21 protein-coding genes are annotated in these 23,552 nt (G+C 64.7%); 7 read left to right on the top strand and 14 right to left on the bottom strand.

The window, feature by feature from the left end:
• Positions 1–157: 157 nt before the first annotated feature.
• From OGM61_05175 to OGM61_05115, 13 genes are all read right to left on the bottom strand, one after another.
• Complete coding sequence (locus tag OGM61_05175) at positions 158–703, bottom strand: hypothetical protein (GenBank protein ID UYI85470.1); 546 nt, start codon at positions 701–703, stop codon at positions 158–160.
• A 60-nt stretch (positions 704–763) separates the two neighbouring features.
• The gene (coaD, locus tag OGM61_05170; GenBank protein ID UYI85469.1) at positions 764–1,255 is read right to left on the bottom strand and encodes a pantetheine-phosphate adenylyltransferase; all 492 of its coding nucleotides are present in this window, start codon (positions 1,253–1,255) and stop codon (positions 764–766) included.
• Entirely contained in the window at positions 1,252–1,794 is a 543-nt protein-coding gene (gene rsmD, locus OGM61_05165; protein ID UYI85468.1) for a 16S rRNA (guanine(966)-N(2))-methyltransferase RsmD, read from the bottom strand. Before rsmD ends, coaD begins: the two co-directional genes overlap by 4 nt.
• On the bottom strand, positions 1,785–3,617 hold the full coding sequence (uvrC, locus tag OGM61_05160) for an excinuclease ABC subunit UvrC (GenBank protein ID UYI85467.1): 1,833 nt from the start codon (positions 3,615–3,617) through the stop codon (positions 1,785–1,787). The genes rsmD and uvrC overlap by 10 nt, the downstream gene beginning before the upstream one ends.
• A 92-nt stretch (positions 3,618–3,709) precedes the next feature.
• The gene (locus OGM61_05155; protein UYI85466.1) at positions 3,710–3,973 is read right to left on the bottom strand and encodes an HPr family phosphocarrier protein; all 264 of its coding nucleotides are present in this window, start codon (positions 3,971–3,973) and stop codon (positions 3,710–3,712) included.
• A 121-nt stretch (positions 3,974–4,094) separates the two neighbouring features.
• Complete coding sequence (locus OGM61_05150) at positions 4,095–6,473, bottom strand: endonuclease MutS2 (GenBank protein ID UYI85465.1); 2,379 nt, start codon at positions 6,471–6,473, stop codon at positions 4,095–4,097.
• A 33-nt stretch (positions 6,474–6,506) separates the two neighbouring features.
• The gene (locus OGM61_05145; GenBank protein UYI85464.1) at positions 6,507–7,682 is read right to left on the bottom strand and encodes an NAD-dependent malic enzyme; all 1,176 of its coding nucleotides are present in this window, start codon (positions 7,680–7,682) and stop codon (positions 6,507–6,509) included.
• 2 nt (positions 7,683–7,684) lie between these two features.
• On the bottom strand, positions 7,685–9,070 hold the full coding sequence (gene fumC, locus OGM61_05140) for a class II fumarate hydratase (GenBank protein UYI85463.1): 1,386 nt from the start codon (positions 9,068–9,070) through the stop codon (positions 7,685–7,687).
• Between the two features lie 317 nt (positions 9,071–9,387).
• Positions 9,388–10,179: a C39 family peptidase gene (locus tag OGM61_05135; protein ID UYI85462.1), complete on the bottom strand. Its 792-nt coding sequence runs from the start codon at positions 10,177–10,179 to the stop codon at positions 9,388–9,390.
• Between the two features lie 136 nt (positions 10,180–10,315).
• Complete coding sequence (locus OGM61_05130) at positions 10,316–10,876, bottom strand: lipocalin family protein (GenBank protein ID UYI85461.1); 561 nt, start codon at positions 10,874–10,876, stop codon at positions 10,316–10,318.
• Positions 10,876–12,375: an O-antigen ligase family protein gene (locus tag OGM61_05125; protein UYI85460.1), complete on the bottom strand. Its 1,500-nt coding sequence runs from the start codon at positions 12,373–12,375 to the stop codon at positions 10,876–10,878. Before OGM61_05125 ends, OGM61_05130 begins: the two co-directional genes overlap by 1 nt.
• Before the next feature lie 337 nt (positions 12,376–12,712).
• Positions 12,713–13,225, bottom strand: a complete 513-nt coding sequence (locus tag OGM61_05120; GenBank protein ID UYI85459.1) for a Gx transporter family protein — start codon at positions 13,223–13,225, stop codon at positions 12,713–12,715.
• On the bottom strand, positions 13,222–13,572 hold the full coding sequence (locus OGM61_05115; protein UYI85458.1) for a NusG domain II-containing protein: 351 nt from the start codon (positions 13,570–13,572) through the stop codon (positions 13,222–13,224). The genes OGM61_05120 and OGM61_05115 overlap by 4 nt, the downstream gene beginning before the upstream one ends.
• 133 nt (positions 13,573–13,705) lie before the next feature.
• On the opposite strand from OGM61_05115, the gene OGM61_05110 reads away from it, so the two are divergent.
• Genes OGM61_05110 through OGM61_05085 form a run of 6 tightly spaced genes read left to right on the top strand, consistent with a single transcriptional unit; the run spans position 13,706 to position 20,650 of the window.
• Positions 13,706–15,400 (top strand): FtsW/RodA/SpoVE family cell cycle protein, encoded by a 1,695-nt coding sequence (locus OGM61_05110; GenBank protein UYI85457.1) that lies wholly within the window; start codon positions 13,706–13,708, stop codon positions 15,398–15,400.
• Positions 15,397–16,701, top strand: coding sequence for a penicillin-binding transpeptidase domain-containing protein (locus OGM61_05105; protein ID UYI85456.1), 1,305 nt, complete (start codon positions 15,397–15,399; stop codon positions 16,699–16,701). Before OGM61_05110 ends, OGM61_05105 begins: the two co-directional genes overlap by 4 nt.
• Positions 16,702–16,715: 14 nt before the next feature.
• Positions 16,716–18,587, top strand: a complete 1,872-nt coding sequence (locus OGM61_05100; GenBank protein UYI85455.1) for an ABC-F family ATP-binding cassette domain-containing protein — start codon at positions 16,716–16,718, stop codon at positions 18,585–18,587.
• Positions 18,584–19,315 carry a YdcF family protein gene (locus tag OGM61_05095; protein ID UYI85454.1) on the top strand — a complete coding sequence of 244 codons (732 nt, stop codon included), beginning with the start codon at positions 18,584–18,586 and terminating at the stop codon, positions 19,313–19,315. The genes OGM61_05100 and OGM61_05095 overlap by 4 nt, the downstream gene beginning before the upstream one ends.
• Before the next feature lie 10 nt (positions 19,316–19,325).
• Positions 19,326–19,886, top strand: coding sequence for a haloacid dehalogenase-like hydrolase (locus OGM61_05090; GenBank protein UYI85453.1), 561 nt, complete (start codon positions 19,326–19,328; stop codon positions 19,884–19,886).
• A gap of 20 nt (positions 19,887–19,906) precedes the next feature.
• Positions 19,907–20,650 carry a DUF975 family protein gene (locus OGM61_05085; protein UYI85452.1) on the top strand — a complete coding sequence of 248 codons (744 nt, stop codon included), beginning with the start codon at positions 19,907–19,909 and terminating at the stop codon, positions 20,648–20,650.
• Positions 20,651–20,699: 49 nt separating this feature from the next.
• Here OGM61_05085 and OGM61_05080 read toward each other — a convergent pair whose 3' ends face one another.
• Entirely contained in the window at positions 20,700–21,656 is a 957-nt protein-coding gene (locus OGM61_05080; protein ID UYI85451.1) for a tRNA-dihydrouridine synthase family protein, read from the bottom strand.
• Between the two features lie 115 nt (positions 21,657–21,771).
• Here OGM61_05080 and OGM61_05075 point away from each other — a divergent pair, with 115 nt between their 5' ends.
• Positions 21,772–23,445 (top strand): formate--tetrahydrofolate ligase, encoded by a 1,674-nt coding sequence (locus tag OGM61_05075; protein ID UYI85450.1) that lies wholly within the window; start codon positions 21,772–21,774, stop codon positions 23,443–23,445.
• Positions 23,446–23,552 lie beyond the last annotated feature (107 nt).

Here is a 23,552-nt window from a genome sequence, read left to right as displayed (position 1 = left end):
CGAAAAAAGGAAAACGGCGGCACAAGATGTGCCGCCGAAGCGTGAAAAAGTCCCCGCCGGAAGCGCCCAAAGCGCGCCCGGCGGGGAAAAATTTCGGCAAAACGCACCACCGCCGCCGGACATACCGGCGGCGGTGCGGATGTGCAGGAAAAGCAGGTCAGTTGGTTTCCTCCTCGGGGGCTTCCTCGCCCTCGAAGCGGATCTCCGGCTGTCTGGCTGCAGGGGCAGCGGCGGGCGCAGCCGTGCTGCCGGCAACGTTCTGGAACGCAGCGTGCGCCTGCTGCACGCTGCCGAGCGCGGCGGAGATGGCCTCCTCCGTGCGGCGCAGCGCCTCATCGCAGAACTGGCTCGAGGCACGGCGCAGCGCGTCGGCCTTGGCCTGCGTGGAGGCGAGCATTTCGTTGCTGCGGGCCTTGGCGATGCGCACGATCTCCTGATCGTCCACGAGCGCGCGGGCGCGCTCCTCCGCCTGATTGCGGATACCCTCGGCCTCGCGCTTGGCGTTGTTGATGAATTCGTCGCGGGCAGAGACCAGACGCTTTGCCTCGGAAAGCTCCACCGGCATGGCGGTCTTGATCTCATCGAGGATCTCGAGGACCTGGTCGCGCTCGACGATGCACTTTTCGTTGCCGAGCGGCACGCCCCATGCCTCCGACACCATGGTATAAAGCTGGTCAATGAGTTCCATGACTTCGTTGTCCATTTTGTTTCCTCCCAAAGCGTGTTCCGGCAGTGCCGGTGAAAAAGTCGATCTGAAACGGGTTTATTCGCCGCGCGTCGCGCGTTCGTGCACATCGTCAATGATCTCGCACGGGACGAACGGCGTCAGATCCGCGCCGTAGCCCGCGAGCTCCTTAACGACCGACGAGCTGAGGAACGTATATTTCTGACTGGCCGTCAGGAACATGGTGTCCAGCTCGGGATTGATCTTCTTGTTGATGAGCGCCATCTGAAACTCGTTTTCAAAGTCCGTGTTCGCGCGCAGGCCCTTGACGATCACCGCACCCTCCGGGAAGGTCTTGGCGTATTCGGCGAGCAGGCCGTCGAACGTGTCCACCTCCACATTGGGGAAGCGGCTGACGACGCGGCGCGCGAGCGCCACGCGCTCCTCGCGGGTAAACATGGGGTGCAGCTTGCCGGCGTTGGGCATGATGCACACGACGACGCGGTCGAAAATGCCGGACGCGCGGCGGATGATGTTCAGGTGGCCGAGGGTAATGGGGTCAAAGCTGCCGGGGTAAATCGCTGTTTTCATGCGTGGATTCCCTTTCCGTAGAGCGTGAGCTTGATCTTGCCGTAATTGCGCTCCGTGAGCAGATGATACGGCGCTCGAAGCTGCGGGAGCACCTTTTCGCGGCGGCTCTCACACACGATTATACCACCCTCAGCTAATATGTCAAACTGTACAACATTTTCAAGTGCTTTGTCAAGCAATCCCGTATCATACGGCGGATCGAGGAAGATCAGGTCAAATTTTCCGCACGTGCGCAGGTAGCCGAGCGACTCGCCCTGCACCACGTCGCCCTGCAGGCGGCAGAGTGCGAGATTGGCGCGCACGAGCTGCACGGCGGCGCGGCTCTCATCGACGAACACGGCGCTGCGCGCGCCGCGGCTGAGCGCCTCGATGCCGAGCTGGCCCGTGCCGGCAAAGAGGTCGAGCACGCGCCGGCCCTCGATGTCGAACTGGATGAGGTTGAACATGGATTCCTTGACATTATCGGTCGTGGGACGGGTGGCCATCCCCTCCGGCTCGCGCAGCCTGCGGCCGCGGGCCGTACCTGTGATCACACGCATGGCGGTTCTCCTTTCGGGTGATAGTGGTCGTAGACCGCGCGGGCAGCACCCGCCGGAACGGCCGCGCACAGCTCCTCATACGAAGCCGCGCGGATGGCCTTTGTGCTGCGGAACGCCTTGAGCAGCGCGTTGCGCCGCTTCTCGCCCACGCCGGGGATCTGATCGAGCTCGGACGAGAGGCTCTCGCGCCGCAGCCGGCGCTGATAGTCGATGGAAAAGCGGTGCGTCTCCTCCTGGATCGTGCCGATGAAGGCAAACACCGCGGGGTTGGCGGAAATGCCGATCTCATGCCCGCCGGGCGTGATGAGCGCGCGCGTGCGGTGGCGGTCGTCCTTGACCATGCCGAACACCGGCACGGTCAGGCCGAAGCCGTCGAGCACCGTCTGTGCGACCGTCGCGTGCTCCGCGCCGCCGTCGATGAGCAGCAGATCCGGCAGCGGGCAAAAGCCCGGATCGCCGTCCACATAGTGCTGAAAGCGGCGCGTGACCGCCTCGTGCATGGCGCCGTAGTCGTTCTGCCCGTCCGTCGTGCGGATGCGGAACTTCCGGTAGTCCGACTTGCGCGGCCGGCCGTGCTGAAACACGGTCATACCGGCAACGATGCCGGTATCGCCGAGGTTCGAGATGTCAAATGCCTCGATGCGCTCGGGCGGCGCGTCGAGCTCCAGCGCACGCTGAAGCCATTCGAGCGTTTTGAGGCTGCGCTGCGCCGCGGTCGTCGCAATGAGGATCTCCTCGCGCGCGTTGTTCGCCGCCATCTCCGTCAGGCGGCACTTGTCGCCGCGCTGCGGCACGGCGAGCGCGACCTTGTGCCCCGCCGCCTCGGTGAGCAGACGCTCGAGCGCTTCCTGCCCCTCGAGCGCGCACGGCAGCAGCACCTGCCGCGGATAGGCGCCGCGCCCCTCATAATACTGCTGCACGAGCGCGGCAAGCGCCTCGCCGTCCGGCTCCATCGGCTCGTCGAGAAACGACTTGTCCTTGCCGGTGAGGTTGCCGTCCGTAAAGTGCAGCACGGTAAAGCAGCACTTGGCCCCGCGCTGAAAGCCGACGGCGTCCGTGTCGGAGTAGGCCGTGGCGATGACGCGCTGGTGGTTCTGCAGGCCCTGGATGGCACGCAGCCGGTCGCGCAGCGACGCCGCGTATTCAAACCGCAGCGCATCGGCCGCGGCCTGCATCTGCTCGGTCAGTTCGGCCGTGAGCTCCGCCGTGCGGCCGTCGAGGATCATCTCGGCCTCGCGGATGGCCTTGAGGTACTCCGCGCGCGTGACGTCCTTCAGGCAGTAGCCCGCGCAGGTGCCCATGTGGTAATTCAGGCACGGGCGGGCGCGGCCGATGTCGCGCGGAAAGCGGCGCGTGCACGTCGGTAGGCGCAGCGTCTTGCATACGGTGTCGATGATCTCGGCCGTCATGCTCCGGCCGCCGTAGGGGCCGAAGTACTTCGCGCCGTCCTTCTCCGTATGATTGACGAGCGAGAACGTCGGGTACGGCTGCGTCACGTCCAGACGCACGAAGGGATAGCCCTTGTCGTCCTTGAGCAGGATGTTGTATTTGGGTTTGTGCAGCTTGATGAGCGAGTTTTCGAGCACGAGCGCTTCGAACTCGGACTGCACGACGATGACATTGAAATCCGCAACGTGCGCGACCATGGCCGCCACCTTCGGCAGGTGCTCGCCGCGAAAATAGCTCGTGACGCGGTTTTTGAGCGCTTTCGCCTTGCCGATATAGATGACCTCGCCGTGCTCGTCGAGCATGATGTACACGCCCGGCAGCAGCGGGAGCATATTGGCCTTTTCGCGCAGTTGGTCGGGTCGGAGTTTTTCCATAGTCTGCTCCTGCGATGCCGAAAAAAATCTGCGGTCAGGAAAACAGGGGCGTGCTGATGACACGCCCCTGTTTCGGTTTCATGTTGTTGGGATCACTCGGAAAAATCGGAATTGATCAGTGCGGTCAGGGTATCGATCGCTTCCTGCTCGTCGGCGCCGTCGGCCACGAGGGTGATCGTCGAGCCCTTCACGATGCCAAGTGACAGGACGCCGAGAAGGCTCTTGGCGTTAACGCGTCTCTCGTCTTTCTCAATCCAGATGCTGCTCTTGAACTCGTTTGCCTTCTGGATAAAAAAGACCGCGGGCCGTGCATGGAGTCCCTCCAGGTTGTTGATGACTGCTTCTTTCGTGATCATTTTCTCCACTCCTTATGCACTATTATGCTTGTATCATCTTATCAAAAACGCCCGGCATCGTCAACCGATTTTCGTTTTTTTGTTGCTTTGCACAGCGTTTTTTCGCCGGGTTTTTCTGTTTTTATTTCAGTTCGACAACGGTCACGCCGCTCTCGCCCTCGCCGTAACGGCCGAGCCGGTAGGACTTGACGGCCTTGTTTTTGCGCAGCGACTGCTGCACGGCTGCGCGCAGCGCGCCGGTGCCCTTGCCGTGGATGATGGTGACCTTCTCGAGCTTGGCCATGACGGCGTTGTCGAGGAAACGCTCGGTCGCGGCGACGGCCTCCATCGTGTCCATGCCGCGCAGGTCGATCTCCGACTCGGCGGCCACATTGCGCAGGCTGGCTGCGTGCGCGGCGGCAAACTTCTGCGCCTCGGGCTTCTCGTTTTCGAGCAGGTACACGTCCTGTTCCTTGGCCGTCACGTTCATGATGCCCGCGCGCAGGGTCAGCGTCCGGTCGGCGGAGATGGCCGTGACGGTCGCCTTGATGTCGCCCATCTTGCGCAGCTGCACGGTGTCGCCCACGCGCACCGGGCGGGCGGAGACTTTTTTCTCCTGCACCTGCGGGTGCGCCGCGGCGGCGGCCGCGTCCTCGGCCACGTTCAGCTTGCGGCGCAGGGCGGCGCGCGCGTCGTTGGCGCGGTGGTGGTCGGTGTCCATTTTCTCCATTTTGCGCAGCGCGTCGAGCTCGCGCATCACCTCGTCCGCCGTGCGGCGCGCGTCGCCGATGATGCGCTCGGCGTCGCGGCGGGCCTTCTCGTCCGCCTTTTCCAGCCGGACGGAGAGCTCCGCCTTCAGGCGCTCGGACTTGCGGCGGTTTTCCTCCGCTTCGCGCAGCTGGCGCGCCGCCTCGGCGCGGTCGCGCTCCATGAGCTGGCGCACCTGCTCAAGCTTCTCGATGGTGGCCTCCATGCTCGCGCTCTCGGTGCTGACACGGCTGCGCGCGTCGTCGATGATCTCCTGCGGCAGGCCCAGCCGCTCGGAGATGGCAAAGGCGTTGGACTTGCCGGGGATGCCGATGAGCAGGTGGTACGTCGGGCGCAGGGAGTCCACGTCAAACTCACACGAGGCGTTCATGACGCCGGGCTGCGTCGTGGCGTAGACCTTGAGCTCGGTATAATGCGTCGTGGCGGCGATGAGCGCGCCGCACTTGCGCGCGTGCTCGATGATGGCGATGGCCAGCGCCGCGCCCTCGGCCGGGTCCGTGCCGGCGCCGAGCTCGTCGAACAGCAGCAGCGACCGGTCGTCGCACTCCTTGAGCATGCGCACGGTGTTCGTCATGTGCGCCGAGAACGTGGACAGCGACTGCTCGATGCTCTGCTCATCGCCGATGTCGGCCATGATCTCGTGGAACACCGGCATGGTGCTGCCGTCGGCACACGGGATGTGCAGGCCGCACTGCGTCATGGCCGCGAGCAGACCGATGGTCTTGAGCGTGACGGTCTTGCCGCCGGTGTTCGGGCCGGTGATGACGAGCGTGTCAAATTCGCCGCCGAGCGAAACATCGATCGGCACAGCGGTGTCCTTCGGCAGCAGCGGATGGCGCGCGCGGCGCAGCTGCAGGTGCTTGTCCGTCAGCTCCGGCGCGATCGCGTTGAGCTGGTAGGCGAGCTTTGCCTTGGCAAAAATGAGGTCGAGGCGCACGAGCACGTCAAAGTCGCTCGAGATGTCCTCCCGGTGCGCGGCGCACTCGGCCGAGAGCTCGGCGAGGATGCGCTCGATCTCCGTCTTTTCACGTGCGCGCAGCTCCCGCAGCTCGTTGTTTGCCTTCACGGCGGCCATCGGCTCGATGAACAGCGTCGCGCCGGAGGCCGACACGTCGTGCACGAGGCCGGGCACGGCGCCCTTGTGCTCGGCCTTGACCGGCACGACATAGCGCTCGGAGCGCATGGTGATGATCGGCTCCTGCAGCGCCTTGGCATAGCTCGGCGAGGAGATGATCTTCTGCAGCGCATCGTGCACGCGCGCGCTCGCGGCGCGGATCAGCCGGCGGATGGACGCCAGCTCGCTCGACGCGCTGTCGGCGATCTCGTCCTCGCCGGTGATGGAGGTGAAGATCTTCTCCTCCAGAAAGCGGTTGGCCTGCAGGGCGCTGAAGAGGTAGTCGATGCTCGTCTTGTCCTGCCGCTCGCCGGTGCCGTAGCTGCGCACGCAGCGCGCCGCCTGCAGCACGCCCGCGATATCCAGTAGCTCGCGCGTGTTGAGCGCGCCGCCCATGTCCGCGCGCTGCAGCGCCGCGCGTACGTCCTTCACACCGGAAAACGACGGGCTGCCCTTGACGACCATCATCGATGCGGCGGCGCTCGTCTCGCCGAGGCGGGTCGCCACCACGGCGCGGTCGCCGCTCGGACGCAGGGCCATGGCCTGCGTGCGGGCCGTTTCGCTCACGGCCTGCGCAGCCAGCAGCGCCAGCACGGCCGGCAGCTCCAGCGTCTGCAGGGATTTTTCATAGGAATCCATAGGATGTCTCCTTTGCGGGGGAAAAATTCAAGATCAGATGCGCGCGACGCCGCTCGCGCGCGCGGCCTGCGCGACCGCCGCGGCCACGGCCGGGCCGACGCGCGGGTCAAAGGCCTTGGGGATGATATAATCGGCGCACAGCTCCTCGGGCGTGATGAGCGCCGAGAGCGCGTGCGCGGCGGCGAGCTTCATGGGTTCGTTGATATCGGACGCGCGCACGTCGAACGCGCCGCGAAAGATACCCGGGAAGGCCAGCACGTTGTTGATCTGGTTCGGATAGTCGCTGCGGCCGGTGCTGACGACGGCCGCGCCCGCGGCCCTGGCCTCGTCGGGGAAGATCTCCGGCGTGGGGTTGGCGCAGGCAAAAACGATGGCGTCGCGGTGCATGGTGCGCACCATGTCGCCGGTCAGCAGGCCGGGCTGCGACACGCCGATGAACACGTCCGCGCCGCGGACGACATCGGCCAGCGTGCCGGCCTGGCGGCGGAGGTTCGTGACCTCGGCCATCTCGGTTTTGATCCAGTTCATGTTCTCCGGCCGGCCGGCATAGATCGCGCCCACGCGATCACAGAGCGTCACGTCGCGCGCGCCCGCGCTCAGCAGCAGCTTGCTGATGGAAATGGCGGCCGCGCCCGCGCCGGACAGGACGATCTTCACATCCTCGAGGCGCTTGCCGACCACGCGCAGCGCGTTTGTGAGGCCCGCGAGCGTGATGATGGCCGTGCCGTGCTGGTCGTCGTGAAAGACCGGAATGTCGCACAGCTGCTTGAGCTTGCGCTCGATCTCAAAGCAGCGCGGCGCGGAGATGTCCTCCAGATTGATGCCGCCGAAGCTGCCGGAGAGCAGGTACACCGTGCGCACGAACTCGTCCACATCCTTCGTGCGGATGCACAGCGGAAAGGCGTCCACGTCCGCAAACGCCTTGAACAGCACGCACTTGCCCTCCATGACGGGCATACCCGCCTCTGGCCCGATGTCGCCAAGGCCGAGCACGGCCGAACCGTCCGTGATGACGGCGCAGAGATTGTGCCGGCGCGTGAGCGTGTAGCTCTTGTCCGGGTCGCGCTGGATCTCCAGACACGGCTGGGCCACGCCGGGCGTATATGCGAGCGACAGGTCGTCCTTTGTGGAGACCGGCACGCGGGTGTTGACTTCGATCTTGCCGCCCCACTGCTCGTGCAGACGGAGCGATTCCTTTGCGTAATCCATGCTTATGCCTCCTCCTGTTTCGGGTGCACCATATCCTCGGGCCGCACCCAGGCGTCAAACTCCTCGGCCGTGAGCAGGCCGAGCTCCACCGCCGCGGCTTTGAGCGTCTGGCCGGTGGCGTGGGCGTGCTTTGCGATCTTTGCCGCGTTTTCGTAGCCGATGTGCGGGTTGAGCGCCGTGACAAGCATGAGCGATGCGTCCAGATGCGCCTGAATGACGGCGTAATTCGGCCGGATGCCGCGCACGCAGTTGGCCTCGAACGAATCCATGGCGTCAGAAAGCAGACGCGCCGACTGCAGGAAGTTATAGATTGTCACCGGCAGGAACACATTGAGCTGGAAGTTGCCCTGCGACGCCGCGATGCCGATGGCCGTGTCATTGCCCATGACCTGCACGGCCACCATCGTGACGGCCTCGCACTGCGTGGGATTGACCTTGCCGGGCATGATGGACGAGCCGGGCTCGTTGGCCGGGATGATGAGCTCGCCGATGCCGCAGCGCGGGCCGGAAGCGAGCCAGCGCACGTCGTTGGCGATCTTCATGAGATCGGCCGCCAGCGCCTTGAGCGCGCCGTGGGCAAATACCATCTGGTCCTTGCTCGTGAGCGCGTGGAACTTGTTCGGCGCCGACAGGAAGGCGTAGCCCAGCAGCTCGGAGATCTCCTCCGCCGCCAGATCGCCGAACGCCGCCGGGGCGTTGAGCCCCGTGCCGACGGCCGTGCCGCCGAGGGCAAGCTCACTCAGCGCACGGCAGGCCTGCACGATCATGTCGCGGTCGTGGCCGAGCATGGCGCTCCAGCCGCTGATCTCCTGCCCGAGCGTGAGCGGCACGGCGTCCTGCAGGTGCGTGCGGCCGATCTTGACCACATCGCGGTACTCCGCGCTCAGGCGGTCGAGCGTCGCCGTCAGGCGGCCGATGGCGGGCAGGACCTGCTCCTCGAGCGCGACGCGCGCGGCCACGTGCATGGCCGTCGGAAACGTGTCGTTCGAGCTCTGCGAGCAGTTGACGTGGTCGTTCGGGTGCACAAGATCTTCACCCAGCAGCTCATTGGCGCGGTGGGCAATGACCTCGTTGACATTCATATTCGTCTGCGTGCCGCTGCCGGTCTGCCAGACGGCGAGCGGGAAGTTGCCGTCGAGCGAGCCGTCGAGGATCTCATGGCAGGCGGTCTCGATCGCACCAGCGCGGCGGGCGTCGAGCACACCGAGCTGCGCGTTCGCGCGCGCGGCCGCGAGCTTCACGACCGCGAACGCGCGGATGACCTCCGGCGGGATCTTCTCGGTGCCGATGCGGAAGTTTTCAAAGCTGCGCTGCGTCTGCGCGCCCCAGTAACGGTCAGCAGGCACACGCACCTCGCCCATGGTATCATGCTCCAGACGGTATTCCATCCTGTAACCTCTTTTCGCAAAAATCTCAGATGCCGCTATTATACGCCCATCTGCCCGCGCACCGCAACCCCGGAAACACGCAAAAAGCAGCGCCGTCCGAAGACGGCGCTGCTGAAAACTGTCGGAAACCCAAGCGGTTTTCCGACAAAGGGCTTGCAGTCTGCTGCGCGCAGAATTTGTGTGCCGCCGGCGCACAAATTTCACACTTGCAGCCTGAGAAGTATTTTTTCCGCCGCACATATCGCCGGAAAAGATGACAGGATTTCCTTTCGCCGCTCCGGCGGCGAAACTCTGCGAGGCTTCTCCTTATCCGGCGCTTAGCCCGCGCGGCGCAGCACCCAGAGGCTCTGGATCTGCCCGGCGAGGGTGTCATAGTCCCAGCTCTTTTGGGAGTTCGTGGGGCTGTTCGGATCGTTGAGCGTGATCTTGTCGCCGTCGCGCCCGGTCAGGACGAGGAAGTGCCCGTCGGTCGTGAAATCGCCTGGGCCGACGACCACGATGATCGGATTGCCAACGTCGAGATTGCGGTAGATGCGGTCCTTGTCCAGCGGGATCTGCGTCACGTCCAGGCCGAGCATCCGCCCGCCCTCGGAGATGAGCGCCCACTTGCTGCCGCTGCCGGGCACGTTGAACTGGTGCGCTTCCACGAACTGGCACATCCAGAGCGGGTCCTTCGTCGTGTCGCCGGTGAGGTAGATCGTGACCATGGACAGGCACGTCGGCCCGCAGCCGGCCAGGCCGATGATGCTCTCGTTGTATTCGCGGTAGCCCCAGCGCTCGTCCCACTGCAGCAGCAGCGGCACGGTCTCCGACCCGGCAAGGCCGCTGAGGTCGATCGTCGGGGTCAGATCTTTTTTCTTCGGGTAGTCGCGCACGAAATCGCGCGCGTCGGGATTGCGGGCATAGAGCTGCACGAGCGCGTCCGGATAATCATCGAGCGAGGCATCATTTTTCTCGGCATAGCTGTCCAGCTCGCGCTGCGCGCGCTCGGCCGTCGTCTTGCCGCTCGTGAACAGACCGCGCGCAAACACGCCGAAGACGATCAGCGCCAGCAGCACCACAATGACAAGCAGCCGTCGGCGGCCGCGTTTTCTTGTCTTTCGGGACATGGCAGAGTTCCTTTCCGAATGGATGCTCCTGATTATACACGATTCTGGGCCGAAAATCTCGAAAAATTTCTGAAATCTTTTTTAAACGCAAAACGGCCGGACGCTCTGAGCGTCCGGCCGGGAGGATCCGGGTGATTCAGTTGGCCGTCTCGCCGGACGTGCTCTGCGTCTGGCGGAACACATCGGTGAAGGCCTGATACGCGCCGTTGTTGCTCATCGGCGTGAGGTACATGAGCCCGTTTTCCAGCGTGCAGCGGAACATCTGCACCGTGCCGTTTTCGAGCGCGAGCGTCAGGTTGTCGCCGTTGAGCGCAAACTCGAAAGCCAGCGGCGTGCCGTTGGCATCCGTGTAAGTACCCGTGCCGTTGGTGCGGAACGTCAGCTCGCGGATCGTGCCGGGCTCCTTGACGTCCGTGGTCTCCTTGGCGCCGGTGTCCGTGCTGGGCAGGATCTGGCTGGCGCTGCCCTCATCCGTCTTCTTGTCGGCGTCCGTGCGCTCAAAAGTCCACGTGCCGGCCAGGATCTTGTTGACGGCGCTGTCGCCAGTCTGGATGCCGGACATAATATCTGCAGTGGCCGTCGGCGTCGCCTCCGGGGCGGCGGTCGCCTGCGCCTCGACGCCGCGGCCGGTGCAGCCGGCGATCAGAAGCGTGCAGAACAGAAAAATTGCGGTCGTAAGAAGCTGAAAACGTTTCATCAGAACAATCTCCTTTCCGGTGCACTGGCGATGCCGGCCTTGACCGGCGCCGCAGCGGTATCGGGCTGCCGCTCCACGACCACAAACATGGCCACCATGAGCAGCGCATTCGGCATCGGGCAGAACATGCCCGGATTCGTCATGGAAATGAGCAGCATGGCAAAGTAGGACAGTGCGAACGCCAGCGTCATGCGGCTGCGCTTGCGCCAGAGCAGGCGCACGCGGTCATAAAACAGCCAGCCATAGCCGACCGCGCCGACAAGCCCCATACTGCCGAGGATCTGCGCGATGAGGTTGTGGTACCAGACGATGCTGCCCTCCACGCCGAGGAAGATCGGCGCATTGTGCATCGAGCCAAGACCGCAGCCAAAGAGCGGATTCTTCACAAAGTCCAGCAGGCCCTGGATGAAAAACGTGTACCGGCTGTCATCCGGGGAGATGAGCGCACCGTCGACCATGCGCGAGGCGAACAGCCGCGGCACGAGCGCGATGAGCAGCGCGACCGCCGGGATCAGGCTGATGAGCCCGACGCGGCGATAGACCGCGCGGCGCTCGGGATTGCAGTAATACACATAGGCAAGGCACAGCAGCAGCATTGCCGTACCGAAGATCAGGCCGCTGCGCGAGCCGGTCATGAGCATCATGAAGTACAAAAACGCGACCGCGAGGAAGTGCCGCCGGTCACGCGCGGCAAAGTACGACACGGCGGGCAGCGAGATGAGCAGCATCGTCGCGCTGAAATTGCGGTACTTGAAATAGATCGTGGAAAAGTCCTGCACGAACTCCTGCATATGGCGCGCATAAAACAGCGCCACCACAAAGCCTGTGAACAGACCGCCGGCATAAAGGATCTGCAGCATCCGCTCGGCGACGTCATAGTCGCGCGTGCGGTCCGCCTCGCTGCGGCACAGCAGGTAGACCAGCAGCATCACAACGCCGAGGCCGAGAGAATAGTACAGCGCCGTGGGCGCGAAATACTCCTCGCGGGAGATGAAGCCCAGGCCGCCGAGCAGCGTTGCGACCGACACGGCCACCATGCCGTGCAGGCAGCCGCCGTTGCGCGGCGCGCGGGCGTAAGCACCGATGTGCACGAGCAGCGCCGCCGCTGCCAGCAGGCCGATCCACCAGAAGCGAAGCAGGCTGTAGAGCTCATCGTAAAACTCCGTGCCCACCATGGCCAGCAGCACGACCGGGAACAGGACGCTCAGCAGATCGTCGCAAAACAGCAGCAGGAAGATCAGCGTGGACATGACGAGAACGCCGCCCACGACCGGCAGTCCGGCCGCCATGAACACCGCGAGCATCAGAAAGCAGACCGGGAAATACAGCTTGCTGTGCCAGAACCGGTCAGCCACGCTCTGACAGGCGGCGATCAGCGCCGACGCGCCGCCGACGCACTCATCAAGAAACGCGCACACGCGGTCAAACATCCGCGCGAACCCATGGCCGCGCCCCGCCTGCTCCGTATTCGATTGGACAGGTTTATCAAAAGCATTCATAAGCATCAAAAATCGTCCGGAAAGCTCCGCCGGGGCACCCCGGCGCGGGAAGAAAAAAGGATTTGTGTAACCGGCTGATACCAGCCTAAATCTTCCCATCTTTCATTCGCGGATGCATTATAGCGCGCCGCCTGCCGGAAGTCAATACTTAAAACAGATTTAACATTTCCGAAATCTTTTCGCGTGTGTTTTTGATGTATATTACTATATATTCTCCGCGCATTTTGTCGTATTTGCACAACAAAGCCGCAGTTTCCCAAAAACTGCGGCTTCCTAATTGCCGAACATTTTAAGAACTCGGGGCGCGAAAATGTTACAAAATCATGACGAAGTCATCTCACGCCTGCGGAAAATGCCCCGTTTTGCGCAGCGCACGCACGAGATACATGGCGGCCACGCCGGTGAACGCCCCGGTGATCACGCTCGCCGCGACGAGCGCGGGCGCATACACCAGAATGGACGGCGTGCCCGTGACCCAGACGGCGACCAGCAGCTGCCCTGCGTTGTGCCCGAAGGCCGCCAGCACGCTCACGACCCACAGCAGCCGCTCCGGCAGGCGGCGGATGGTCAGGCACATGACGAGATAGGCGAGCACGCCGCCCGCGATGCTGAAGAGCATCGCCGATACGCCGCCGGTGAACACGCTGCCGAGCACGATGCGCACGAGCAGGATCTCCCCCGCCTGCCGTCGGCCGAGCAGGGCCATGGCAATGAGCGTGACGATGTTGGCAAGGCCGAGCTTCACGCCCGGGATCGGCACGACGGGCGGGATCTGCGCCTCGGCGACGAAGATCGTCAGCGCGATGGCGGTGAACATGGCCAGAACGGCCAGACGCTTCGTCCCCTTCATGGCGACCCCTCGATCTGCACCGTCAGGTGGTGCGGCACGCAGGCGATCGGGATGGCCGACGTAGTGATCTTCCCCTGCTGGACGCACAGGTGGTCCGGGCAGTCGGCATATGTGACGGACACGCCGTCCGACTCGACGTGCACGGTGTTCGTGCCCCAGTCGGTCTGCACTTCGATATCATATGGTATGGTCACGGCGCGCAGGTCGATGCGCTGATAGACCTCGCCGTCGATGCGGATGACGGCCGTCTGCCCCGTCTGCCCATGGCCGCGCAGCAGCAAAAATGCGCCGCCGCCCAAAATGGCGAGCGCGGCGAACAAAAGGACCCAAAATTTCGTCTGTTTCATCATAGGTTCATTGTAGGATGCCCGGCAGTGGTTGTCAATGGATTTTTGCCGTGGTATAATGGTTTGATTTTTCATCGCTGTATTATAAATGTACCGCTCCCCGCGCGGGAGCTTCGGAAAGGAGGCGGACGCCGTGTCTGCCGTAACTGCCTATGCCGCGCAGGCCGCGCACTTCATTCTGCCGGTCATCGCGCTCATCGTGCTCATCCGCTGTGTCGCGTCCATGTTCTACGGCCGCGCCGAGCCGGAGACCTGGGGTCATCTCGTCACGCCGGACGGCAAGGTCTATCCCCTGCTGCACTGGGAGTGCCTGATCGGCCGCGCCCGCAGCGCGGACATCACGCTGCCCTATCCCGACGTGGCCAACGTCCACGCCGTACTCATGCGCAACGACGCCGGCGAGTGGACCGTCAGTGACCTGAGCCGCAGCGGCGGCGTGTACCTCAACGGCGAACAGATCACCGAGCCGACGCAGGTGTTCAGCGGCGACATTCTCCGCTGCTCGACGCACATGCTCAAGTTCGCCGACATGAGCGAAGAGCGCCGCGCCGTGCAGGAGCAGCGCCGCACGATCGCCGGACGGAAGGTCTCCGCCGGCGGCACGCTGTTTTTCCTGACGGTGTTTCAGCTGCTGCTGGCGCTGGAGTTCGTGTCCTCGGCCGACAGCGCGCACCTGCTGGGCATTCTGATGTCGTTTGCAGCCCTCGCGCTCACGCAGTGGTTCTGCTACGTGCTCATGCGCACGATGGACCGCTCGGGCTTCGAGGTCGAGACGATCGCGTTTTTCCTGTGCACGCTCGGGCTCGAGATCTGCGCGACGAGCACGCCGGACGATCTGACCAAGGAGATCATCCTCATCATCGTGGGCATCGCGCTGTTTTTCCTGCTCGGCTGGTGGCTGCGCGACCTGAGCCATGTCAAGGCGCTGCGCTGGCCGGCGGCCATCATCTCGCTGGCACTGCTGGCGCTGAACCTGTTCGCCGCGCGCGAGGTGTTCGGCGCGAAAAACTGGCTGACGATCGCGGGCTTTTCCCTGCAGCCGTCGGAGCTGATCAAGGTCGCGTTCATCTACGTCGGCGCAACGTCGATCAACCGGATGTTCCGCAGCAAGAGCATCCTGCTGTTCATCGCCTTTTCCGCCATCTGCGTGGGCGGGCTGGCGCTGATGGGCGACTTTGGCTCTGCGCTCATCTTCTTTGCGACTTTCCTCGTCATCGCCTTCATGCGCTCGGGCAGCATTGCGACCGTGCTGCTGGCCGTGGCGTCCGCCGCCATGGCGGGTACGCTGGTGCTGAGCATCAAGCCGCACGTGGCGCAGCGCTTCGCCACCTGGGGGCACGTGTGGGAGGACGTCTCTGGCGCGGGCTTCCAGCAAACGCGCGCGCTGAGCGCGGCCGCCTCCGGCGGTCTGTTCGGGCAGGGCGCAGGCTGCGGCTGGCTGAAAAATATCTTTGCTGCCAACACCGACATGGTGTTCGGCATGCTGTGCGAGGAGCTCGGCCTGATCGTGGCGCTGTGCGCGATGCTGGCCATCATCGCCCTCGCCATCTTCACCGTCAAGAATGCGGCCCAGGGCCGCTCGTCGTACTACGTCATCGCCGGCTGCGCCACCGTGACGCTCATGCTCGTGCAGATGTCGCTCAACGTGTTCGGCGTGCTCGATATCCTGCCGTTCACGGGCGTGACGTTCCCGTTCGTGTCCAAGGGCGGGTCGAGCATGCTCTCGTGCTGGATGCTGCTGGCCTATATCAAGGCGGCAGACACCCGACGCGGTGCGAGCTTCGTGGTGCGGCTGCCATCGCGCAATAAAAAGGAGGCGCAGGCATGAACAAAGTCAAACGCCGCGCCATGAGCGCGCTGCTCGTCGCCGTGCTGGTGCTCGGCGGCATCGGCGTGTACATCGTGCGCTACATCGAACACGGCGCCGAGTGGGCGACCTTCGCCGCCAACAGCAGCGTCTACACCAGCGGTGTGCTCAGCACCGGCACGCTCACCGACCGCAGCGGCGTCGTGCTCGCAACGGCCAACGGCGGCTCGCGCAGCTACGCCGATGACGCCGCCGTGCGCACGGCCTGCTATCAGGCCGTCGGCGACTACACCGGCAACGTCGGCACTGGCGCGCTCAAGGCATTTTCCAAGCAGCTGTCGGGCTACAACCCCATCACCGGCACCTACGCCACCGACGGGCACACCGTCGCGCTCACGCTCGATTCGAGCCTGTGCGTGACCGCCTATGAGGCGCTCGCCGGGCGCAAGGGTGCGGTGCTTGTGAGCAACTACAAGACCGGCGAGATCCTGTGCATGGCCTCCGGCCCGAGCATCGACCCCAGCAGCGACGGCGACGTGCCGGACGGCGCATACATCAACCGCTGCATCAACGGCTCGTTCACGCCGGGCTCCATCTTCAAACTCATCACCTCCGCCGCCGCGATCGAGAACATCAAGGACATCGACAGCCGCCGCTTTACGTGCGCGGGCAGCGTCGATGTGGCGGGCGTGACCGTCAAGTGCACGGGCGTGCACGGCAGCCAGACGTTTGAGGACGCGCTGGCAAACTCCTGCAACTGCGCGTTCGCGCAGATCTCGCTCGAGCTAGGGGCGGACACCATCGAGAGCTACGCCAAGAAGTTCGGCTTCCTCGATTCCCAGTCGCTGAGCGGCATCCCGACGATGGCCGGCAGCTTCACCAAGGGTGCGTCCGGCAGCGCAAATCTCGCCTGGTCGGGCATCGGCCAGTATGAGGACCTCATCTGCCCGTACTCCATGCTGCGCTATGTCTCGGCCATCGCCAACGGCGGCAGCGTCGTGGAACCATCGCTGCTGCTCGACACACCCAGCGGCTCGACCACGAGCCTGCTGAGCACCGCGACCGCCAACAAGCTGCGCGACATGATGAACTACAACGTCTCGGCCCACTACGGCACGAACCGCTTCCCGGGCCTGAACCTCTGCGCCAAGACCGGCACCGCCGAGGTGGGTGACGGCACGTCGCACGCCTGGTTCACGGGCTTTTTGCTCGACGATGCGCACCCGTACGCCTTCGTCGTGCTGGTGGAGAACGCCGGCGGCGGCCTGACGAATGCGGGCGCTGTGGCCAACACCGTGCTGCAGGCGGCCGTGAACAAGTAATTTAGGAGTCACACATGATCGATCTATCCGTCCGTGGGCTCGTCAAGGGCTTTGAGCAGGGCAACGATATATTAAAAGGTATCACATTCGACGTCAACGCCGGCGAGCGCGTGGGTATCCTCGGGCGCAACGGCTGCGGCAAGACGACGTTTTTCCGCATCCTCTCGGGCGAGCTGCAGCCGGACGCCGGCACCGTGTCCATCGCCTCCGGGCGGCGGCTGGGGCTGATCTCGCAGATCCCCGTCTACCCTGACGGCTGGACAACGGAGGACGTGCTACGCGAGGCGCACCGGCGGCTCTACGATATGGAAGCTCGCATGAACGAGCTCACCGCGCGCATGGCGACGGACGACTCCCCCGCCCTGCTCTCGGAGTACGACCGCCTGTCGGAAAATTTCCGCCGTCTCGGTGGGTACGACATGGAGCACGAGCGCAACCGCGTCGCCAACGGTCTGGACATCCCGGCCGCGATGCGCGCGCAGCCGTTCGACAGTCTCTCCGGCGGGGAGAAAACGCGCGTGAACCTCGCGCGGCTCATCCTCGAGGACACGGACATTCTCCTGCTCGACGAGCCGACGAACCACCTCGACCTGCGCGCGACCGAGTGGCTGGAGGCGTACCTGCTGCATTTTCGCGGCACGGTGCTCGTCATCAGCCACGACCGGTATTTTCTCGACCGCGTCGTGCAGCGCTCGATCGACTTTACGTCCGGGCAGGCGGAGTTTTACAGCGGCAACTACAGCTTTTACGTCGTCGAGCGGCAGCGCCGCTTTGACGAGCAGCTCAAAAAATACGAGAAAGATCAGGCCAAGCTCCAGCAGCTCACGGAGGCGGCGGCCAAGCTGCACCTCTGGGCCTTCATGGGCAACGACAAGCTGCACAAGCGCGCGTTTTCCATCGAAAAGCGCATGGAAAAGCTCGAAACGACCGAGCGGCCGACCGAGGCACGCAAGCTCAACGTGCACTTCACGGCGCAGGAATTCCGCGGTGACGACGTGCTGACCATGTCGGGTCTGGGCAAGCGCTACGGCGAGCGGACGCTCTTTCACGACCTCGACCTGACCGTGACCGGCGGCGAGCGCATCGCCCTCATCGGCGACAACGGCGCCGGCAAGACGACGTTTCTGCGGCTCGTCATGAACGAAGAGACGCCGGATATCGGCTGGGTGCAGCGCGGGCCGTCCGTGCGCACGGCATACCTGCCGCAGATCGTCCGCTTTGCCGTGCCGGAGCGCTCCATGCTCGACACGATGCTCTACGAGTGCAAGTGCACGCCGCAGGAGGCGCGCGACCAGCTCGGCGCCTACGGCTTTTGCGGCGAGGATGTGCTCAAGCCCGTGTCGGCGCTCTCGGGCGGCGAGCTGTCCCGGCTGCGGCTGTGCATGCTCATGCGCCGGGAAATCAATTTCCTCATCCTCGACGAGCCGACGAACCATCTCGACATCGCCAGCCGCGAGTGGATCGAGGACGCGCTGAGCGACTATACACAGGCGCTGCTGTTCGTATCGCACGACCGGTACTTCATCGAGAAATTCGCCACCCGCATCTGGCTGCTTGAAAACGGCACGATCACGGACTACCGCGGGACGTATGAGCAATTCCGCGAATACCGCGCGCGCCAGACCGCCCTGCAGCAGACGGCCAAGGCCGTCGAGCGCAAAAAAGAGCCGAAGCCAAAGCCGAAGCGCGCCCCGAACACCACGCGAGCGCGCGAGCGCACGGAGCGCGAGATCGAAAAGCTGGAGGGGCAGCTCGCGGCGCTCGACGCCGAGAGCGAGGCCAACGCCACGGACTATCAGAAACTCATGGAGATCGATGCGCGAAAGCAGGCGCTCAATGCGCAGCTCGAGGCGCTCTACGAGGCGTGGGAGGCGCTGTGCGAATGAAACACAAAACATCTCTGATTGCCGCCATCGTGCTCGTCATCGCCGGCTGCGTGCTGCGTTTTGCGATGCCGGGGCACGACTTTCTGGGCTACACGCTCTGGGGCATCGCCGTGCTGGTATTTCTATTCCCACAGCTGCACCGCGTGGGGCGCATCGTGCTGGGCGTGCTCGTGTGCGCAGGGGTGATCGTGTTCGCGGTCTTTGAGATCCCCGTCGTGCGCGACGCGCGCACGGACACGGACGCGCACCCGGACGCGATCATCGTGCTCGGCGCAGGCGTCAACGGCAGCACACCGTCGCTGTCGATGTGCAACCGGCTCGACGCCGCACTCGCGTATCTGGGCGCGAACCCGGACGCGCTGGCCGTCGTCTCCGGCGGCCAGGGCGAGGGCGAGGACATCACAGAGGCCAAAGCCATGGCCGACTACCTCACGGCGCACGGCATCGACAGCGCGCGCATCGTGCAGGAGGATCAGTCGCGCACCACGCGCGAGAACCTGGAAAATTCGTTCGCCATCCTCCGTGCGCGGGGGTACGACCCGGCGAACGGCGTCGGCATCGTGACGAGCGAATACCACCTCTACCGCGCCAAACGCATGGTGCGGGCACTGGGCGCAGAGCCCGTCGGCATCGCTGCCGAGACGACGCTGCCGACCATGCGCGTCAATTACTTCATCCGGGAGGCCTTTGCCGCCGCGTATATGCAGCTGGCCGGCACCCTGTACTGAGAGGTGCCCTATGGAAAAAGTCAACGTATACGACTGGGACAAGACCATCTTCCCCGTGGACAGCACAGTGGCGTTCGTGCGCTGGTGTCTGCGGCGGCATCCCGGTGTGATCCGGGCGCTTTTGGGCACGCTGGTCCTGCTGCCGGGCTACTGGCTCGGCAAGGTGAGCAAGACGGCCATCAAGGAGCGGATGTACGGCTTTCTGCGCCGCGTGCCCGATGTGGACGCGGAGCTGGAGGCGTTCTGGGCGCAGAATTTTGCGCGCGTAAACCCGTGGTATCTTGCGCAGCAGCGACCGGACGACATCATTATCTCCGCCTCGCCGGAGTTTCTCGTGCGCATTCCGGCGCAGAAGCTCGGCGTGCGGCTGCTGGCCTCGCGCGTGGATAAACACACCGGCAAGACCGACGGCGAAAACTGCCACGGTGCGGAAAAGGTCCGCCGCCTGCACGAGGCTTATCCCAACGTCGAGATCGCGGAGTTTTACTCCGATTCCCGCAGCGACAGCCCGCTCGCGGAGCTGGCCGAGCACGCCTACCTCGTGCACGGGCAGACCCGCACGCCCTGGTAAGGGCAGAAAGGAGAACGCCTATGTATTCCGCATCCGATTACCGCGGCATGGCCCGCCGCGCGCTGAAAAATTACTGGTGGCTCGCCGTCGGCGTGACGCTGCTGGCGAGCATCCTCGGCGGGACGAGCAGCAGCTTCACCCCGTCATTTAGCCTCACCATCAACGGGGACGACCTGACGCAGTACTATCCCGAGGCCCTGCGCCACGCGCTGCAGGTGTTTCTCCCCGTGTCCGGGGTGATCTCGCTGGTGCAGTTCGTCATCGGCGGCAGCGTCTCCATCGGCCACAACCGCTTCTGCCTGAAGCTGGTCGACGGCGAGCAGGCACAGTTTGAGGATCTGTTTTCCGGCTTTGACATCTTCGGCAACGCCTTCGTGCTCAACCTGCTCATCACGCTCAAGGTGATCGCATGGTCGCTGCTGTTTGTCATTCCCGGCATCGTCGCCGCCTACCGCTACTCCATGGCGACGTACATCATGGCCGAAAATCCGGGCATGCAGGCCACGGAGGCCATCGAGCGCTCCAAGGCGCTCATGGACGGGCGCAAGGGCGACCTGTTCTGCCTTGACCTGAGCTTTATCGGCTGGGCGCTGCTGGCCACGCTGACCGCCGGCATCGGCTATCTCTGGCTCACGCCGTATATGACCGTGTCGCGCGCCGCGTTCTACCGCAGCCTGCCGCGCAGCATGGGCGACCGTGCCCCCAACGGCTGGCAGCCGAACCCTGGCCCGCAGCCGGGCGGCGACTGGTACAGCCAGAACTGAACACAAAAACATATCCCCGGCAGCATGGCTGCCGGGGATATCTGCATCTTCAGACAAAATAGCCCGCATTCTCCCGCACCGGGCAGGACGCGAAAAGCTGGCGCACCGCGCTCTCGTACTCTATCATGTCCTGCGCCTTGCGGATGCGGCGCAGCGGCCGCTCGGCATCCGCGAAGCTGCAGCCGAGATAGCGCCACGCCTCCTTCATGCGAAACAGCAGCGCGCGCCGGTCGGGAATGCGCGCGCTCGTGGCCGCATAGAGCCGGTCATGAAACGCCTGAAACTGCGCCGCCGTCGGCTCGACACCCGTGCGCAGCTGGCCGATAAGGCCGGGGTTGGCGGCCAGCCCGCGGCCGAGCATGATGCGCTCCACCGTCGGAAAGCGCGCCTGAAACGCGCGCACGGCCGGAGCGTCGAACAAATCGCCGTTGTAGCACACCGGGGCGCGGCTGTGCGCGAGCGCGTAGGCAAACATGTCGAGATCCGGGTGGCCGTGATACTGGTCGGCCTGCACGCGCGGGTGCACGATCAGCTCGCAGATCGGGTAGTCATTATACAGCTCCAGCAGCGCGGGGAATGTCTCCGCCGTCGTCTTGCCGAGCCGCGTCTTGACCGACACCGGCAGCGGACAGGCGGCAAACACGGCGTCGAAAAACCGCCGCAGCAGATCCGGCTCCGTGAGCAGACCTGCGCCCTTTTTCTTCACCGTGACGGTGTTCGACGGGCAGCCGAGGTTGAAGTTCACCTCGTCGTAGCCCATATCAGCGAGCTGCCCCGCCATCCAGAGAAAGTCCTCGGCGCAGTGGCCCATGAGCTGCGGCACGACACGGATACCCGCGTTGTGCGCAGGCTCGATCTCGCGCAGCTCGCGCGGGGAAAACGTGCGGTTCGCCGTCGGCGAGAGAAACGGCGTATAGTAGCTGTCCGCCGCGGGGAACGTCTGCCGCTGCGCCTGCCGGAACAGGTCGCCGGTCACGCCCTCCATCGGCGCGCAGAGATACTGCATGGTCATCACCTCATCATCCGGCCCATGATAGCGGAAAATCCACCCCGCGTCAAGCTTTACAAACCCGCCGCCGTCAGGTATGATAAAGGGTACACGCATCCAAGGGAGGGGTTATATGGGATATCAAAGCGATCTGGAGATCGCCCAGCGCTGCACGATGCAGCCGATCTGTGACATTGCACGCACCGTCGGCATCGACGATGCTGATATAGAGCCGTATGGCCGCCATAAGGCGAAGGTGGCCCTGTCCGTGCTCGGGCAGCCGCCGCGCGGAAAAGGCAAACTGATCCTCGTCACGGCCATCACGCCCACGCCCGCTGGCGAGGGCAAGACGACCACGACCATCGGTCTGGCCGACGCGCTGCGCCGCATCGGGAAGGACGCGGCCGTCGCGCTGCGCGAGCCGTCGCTCGGCCCGGTGTTCGGGCGCAAGGGCGGCGCAACCGGCGGCGGCTACGCGCAGATCGTGCCGATGGAGGACATCGACCTGCACTTCACCGGCGACTTTCACGCCATCGGCGCGGCGAACAACCTGCTCGCCGCCATGCTCGACAACCACATCCAGCAGGGCAACGCCCTCGGCATCGACCCGCGGCGCATCACGTGGCGGCGCTGCGTGGACATGAACGACCGGCAGCTGCGCTGCATCGTCGGCGGGCTCGGCGGCAGGGCCAACGGCGTGCCGCACGAGGACGGCTTTGACATCACGGCCGCCAGCGAGATCATGGCCGTACTCTGCCTGGCAGAGTCCATGGCCGATCTGAAGGCGCGGCTGGGCCGCATCATCGTGGGCTACACGTATGACGGCCGACCCGTCACGGCGCGCGACCTCAAGGCCGTGGGCGCGATGGCGGCGCTGCTGCGCGACGCGCTCAAGCCCAACCTCGTGCAGACGCTCGAGGGCACGCCGGCGTTCGTGCATGGTGGGCCGTTTGCCAACATCGCGCACGGGTGCAACAGCGTGCTCGCCACGCGCATGGCCATGCACCGCTGCGACTACGCCGTGACGGAGGCCGGCTTCGGCGCGGATCTCGGCGCGGAGAAGTTTCTGGACATCAAGTGCCGGCTCGCCGGACTGCGGCCGGACGCCGCCGTCGTGGTGGCGACGGTGCGCGCACTGAAAATGCACGGCGGTCTGGCGCTGAACGAACTCGGCACGGAGGATCTCGACGCGCTGCGCCGCGGCGTGCCGAACCTGCTGCACCATGTGCGCTGCATCCGCGACACGTTCGGCCTGCCGTGCGTCGTGGCCATCAACCGCTTCCCCACCGACACCGACCGCGAGATCGCACTGCTGACGGAGCTGTGCGGGGAGCTGGGCGTCAACGTCGTGCTGTCCACCGTCTGGGCCGACGGCGGCCGCGGCGGCGAGGCGCTCGCGCGCGAGGTCGTGCGCCTGTGCGAAACGGAGAACCGTTTCCGTTTTGCCTACGAGCTCGACGCACCGGTCGAGGAAAAGATCACGGCTGTCGTGCGCCGGGTCTACGGCGGCGCGGGCGCGGAGATCCTGCCCGCCGCGCGCAGACAGATCCGCGAGCTGGAGGCGCTCGGCTTCGGCGGCCTGCCGGTGTGCATCGCCAAGACGCAGGCGAGCCTGTCGGACGACCCTGCGCTGCTCGGCGCGCCCGCGGGCTTCACCGTGACCGTGCGCAGCGTGACCGTGTCCGCCGGGGCGGGCTTTCTCGTCGCGCTCACGGGCGACGTGCTCACGATGCCCGGCCTGCCGAAAGTCCCGGCCGCCGAAAACATCGACGTCGATGACGACGGCCGCATCACCGGCCTGTTTTGAGCGTTTGCGCCCGCACACCGTTTCGTGTGCGGGCGTTTTTTCTGCGCATGGGCAAAAGTTATGTAAACCAATCGGCGCATACCGCGCACCCCCTGCTCATAGGATGA

The sequence above is a fragment of the Clostridiales bacterium genome (genome assembly GCA_025757645.1).
Taxonomy (GTDB): domain Bacteria; phylum Bacillota; class Clostridia; order Oscillospirales; family Oscillospiraceae; genus CAG-103.
The sequence above is the reverse complement of the archived record's forward strand: the minus strand, read 5'-3'. Positions and strand labels throughout refer to the sequence as shown.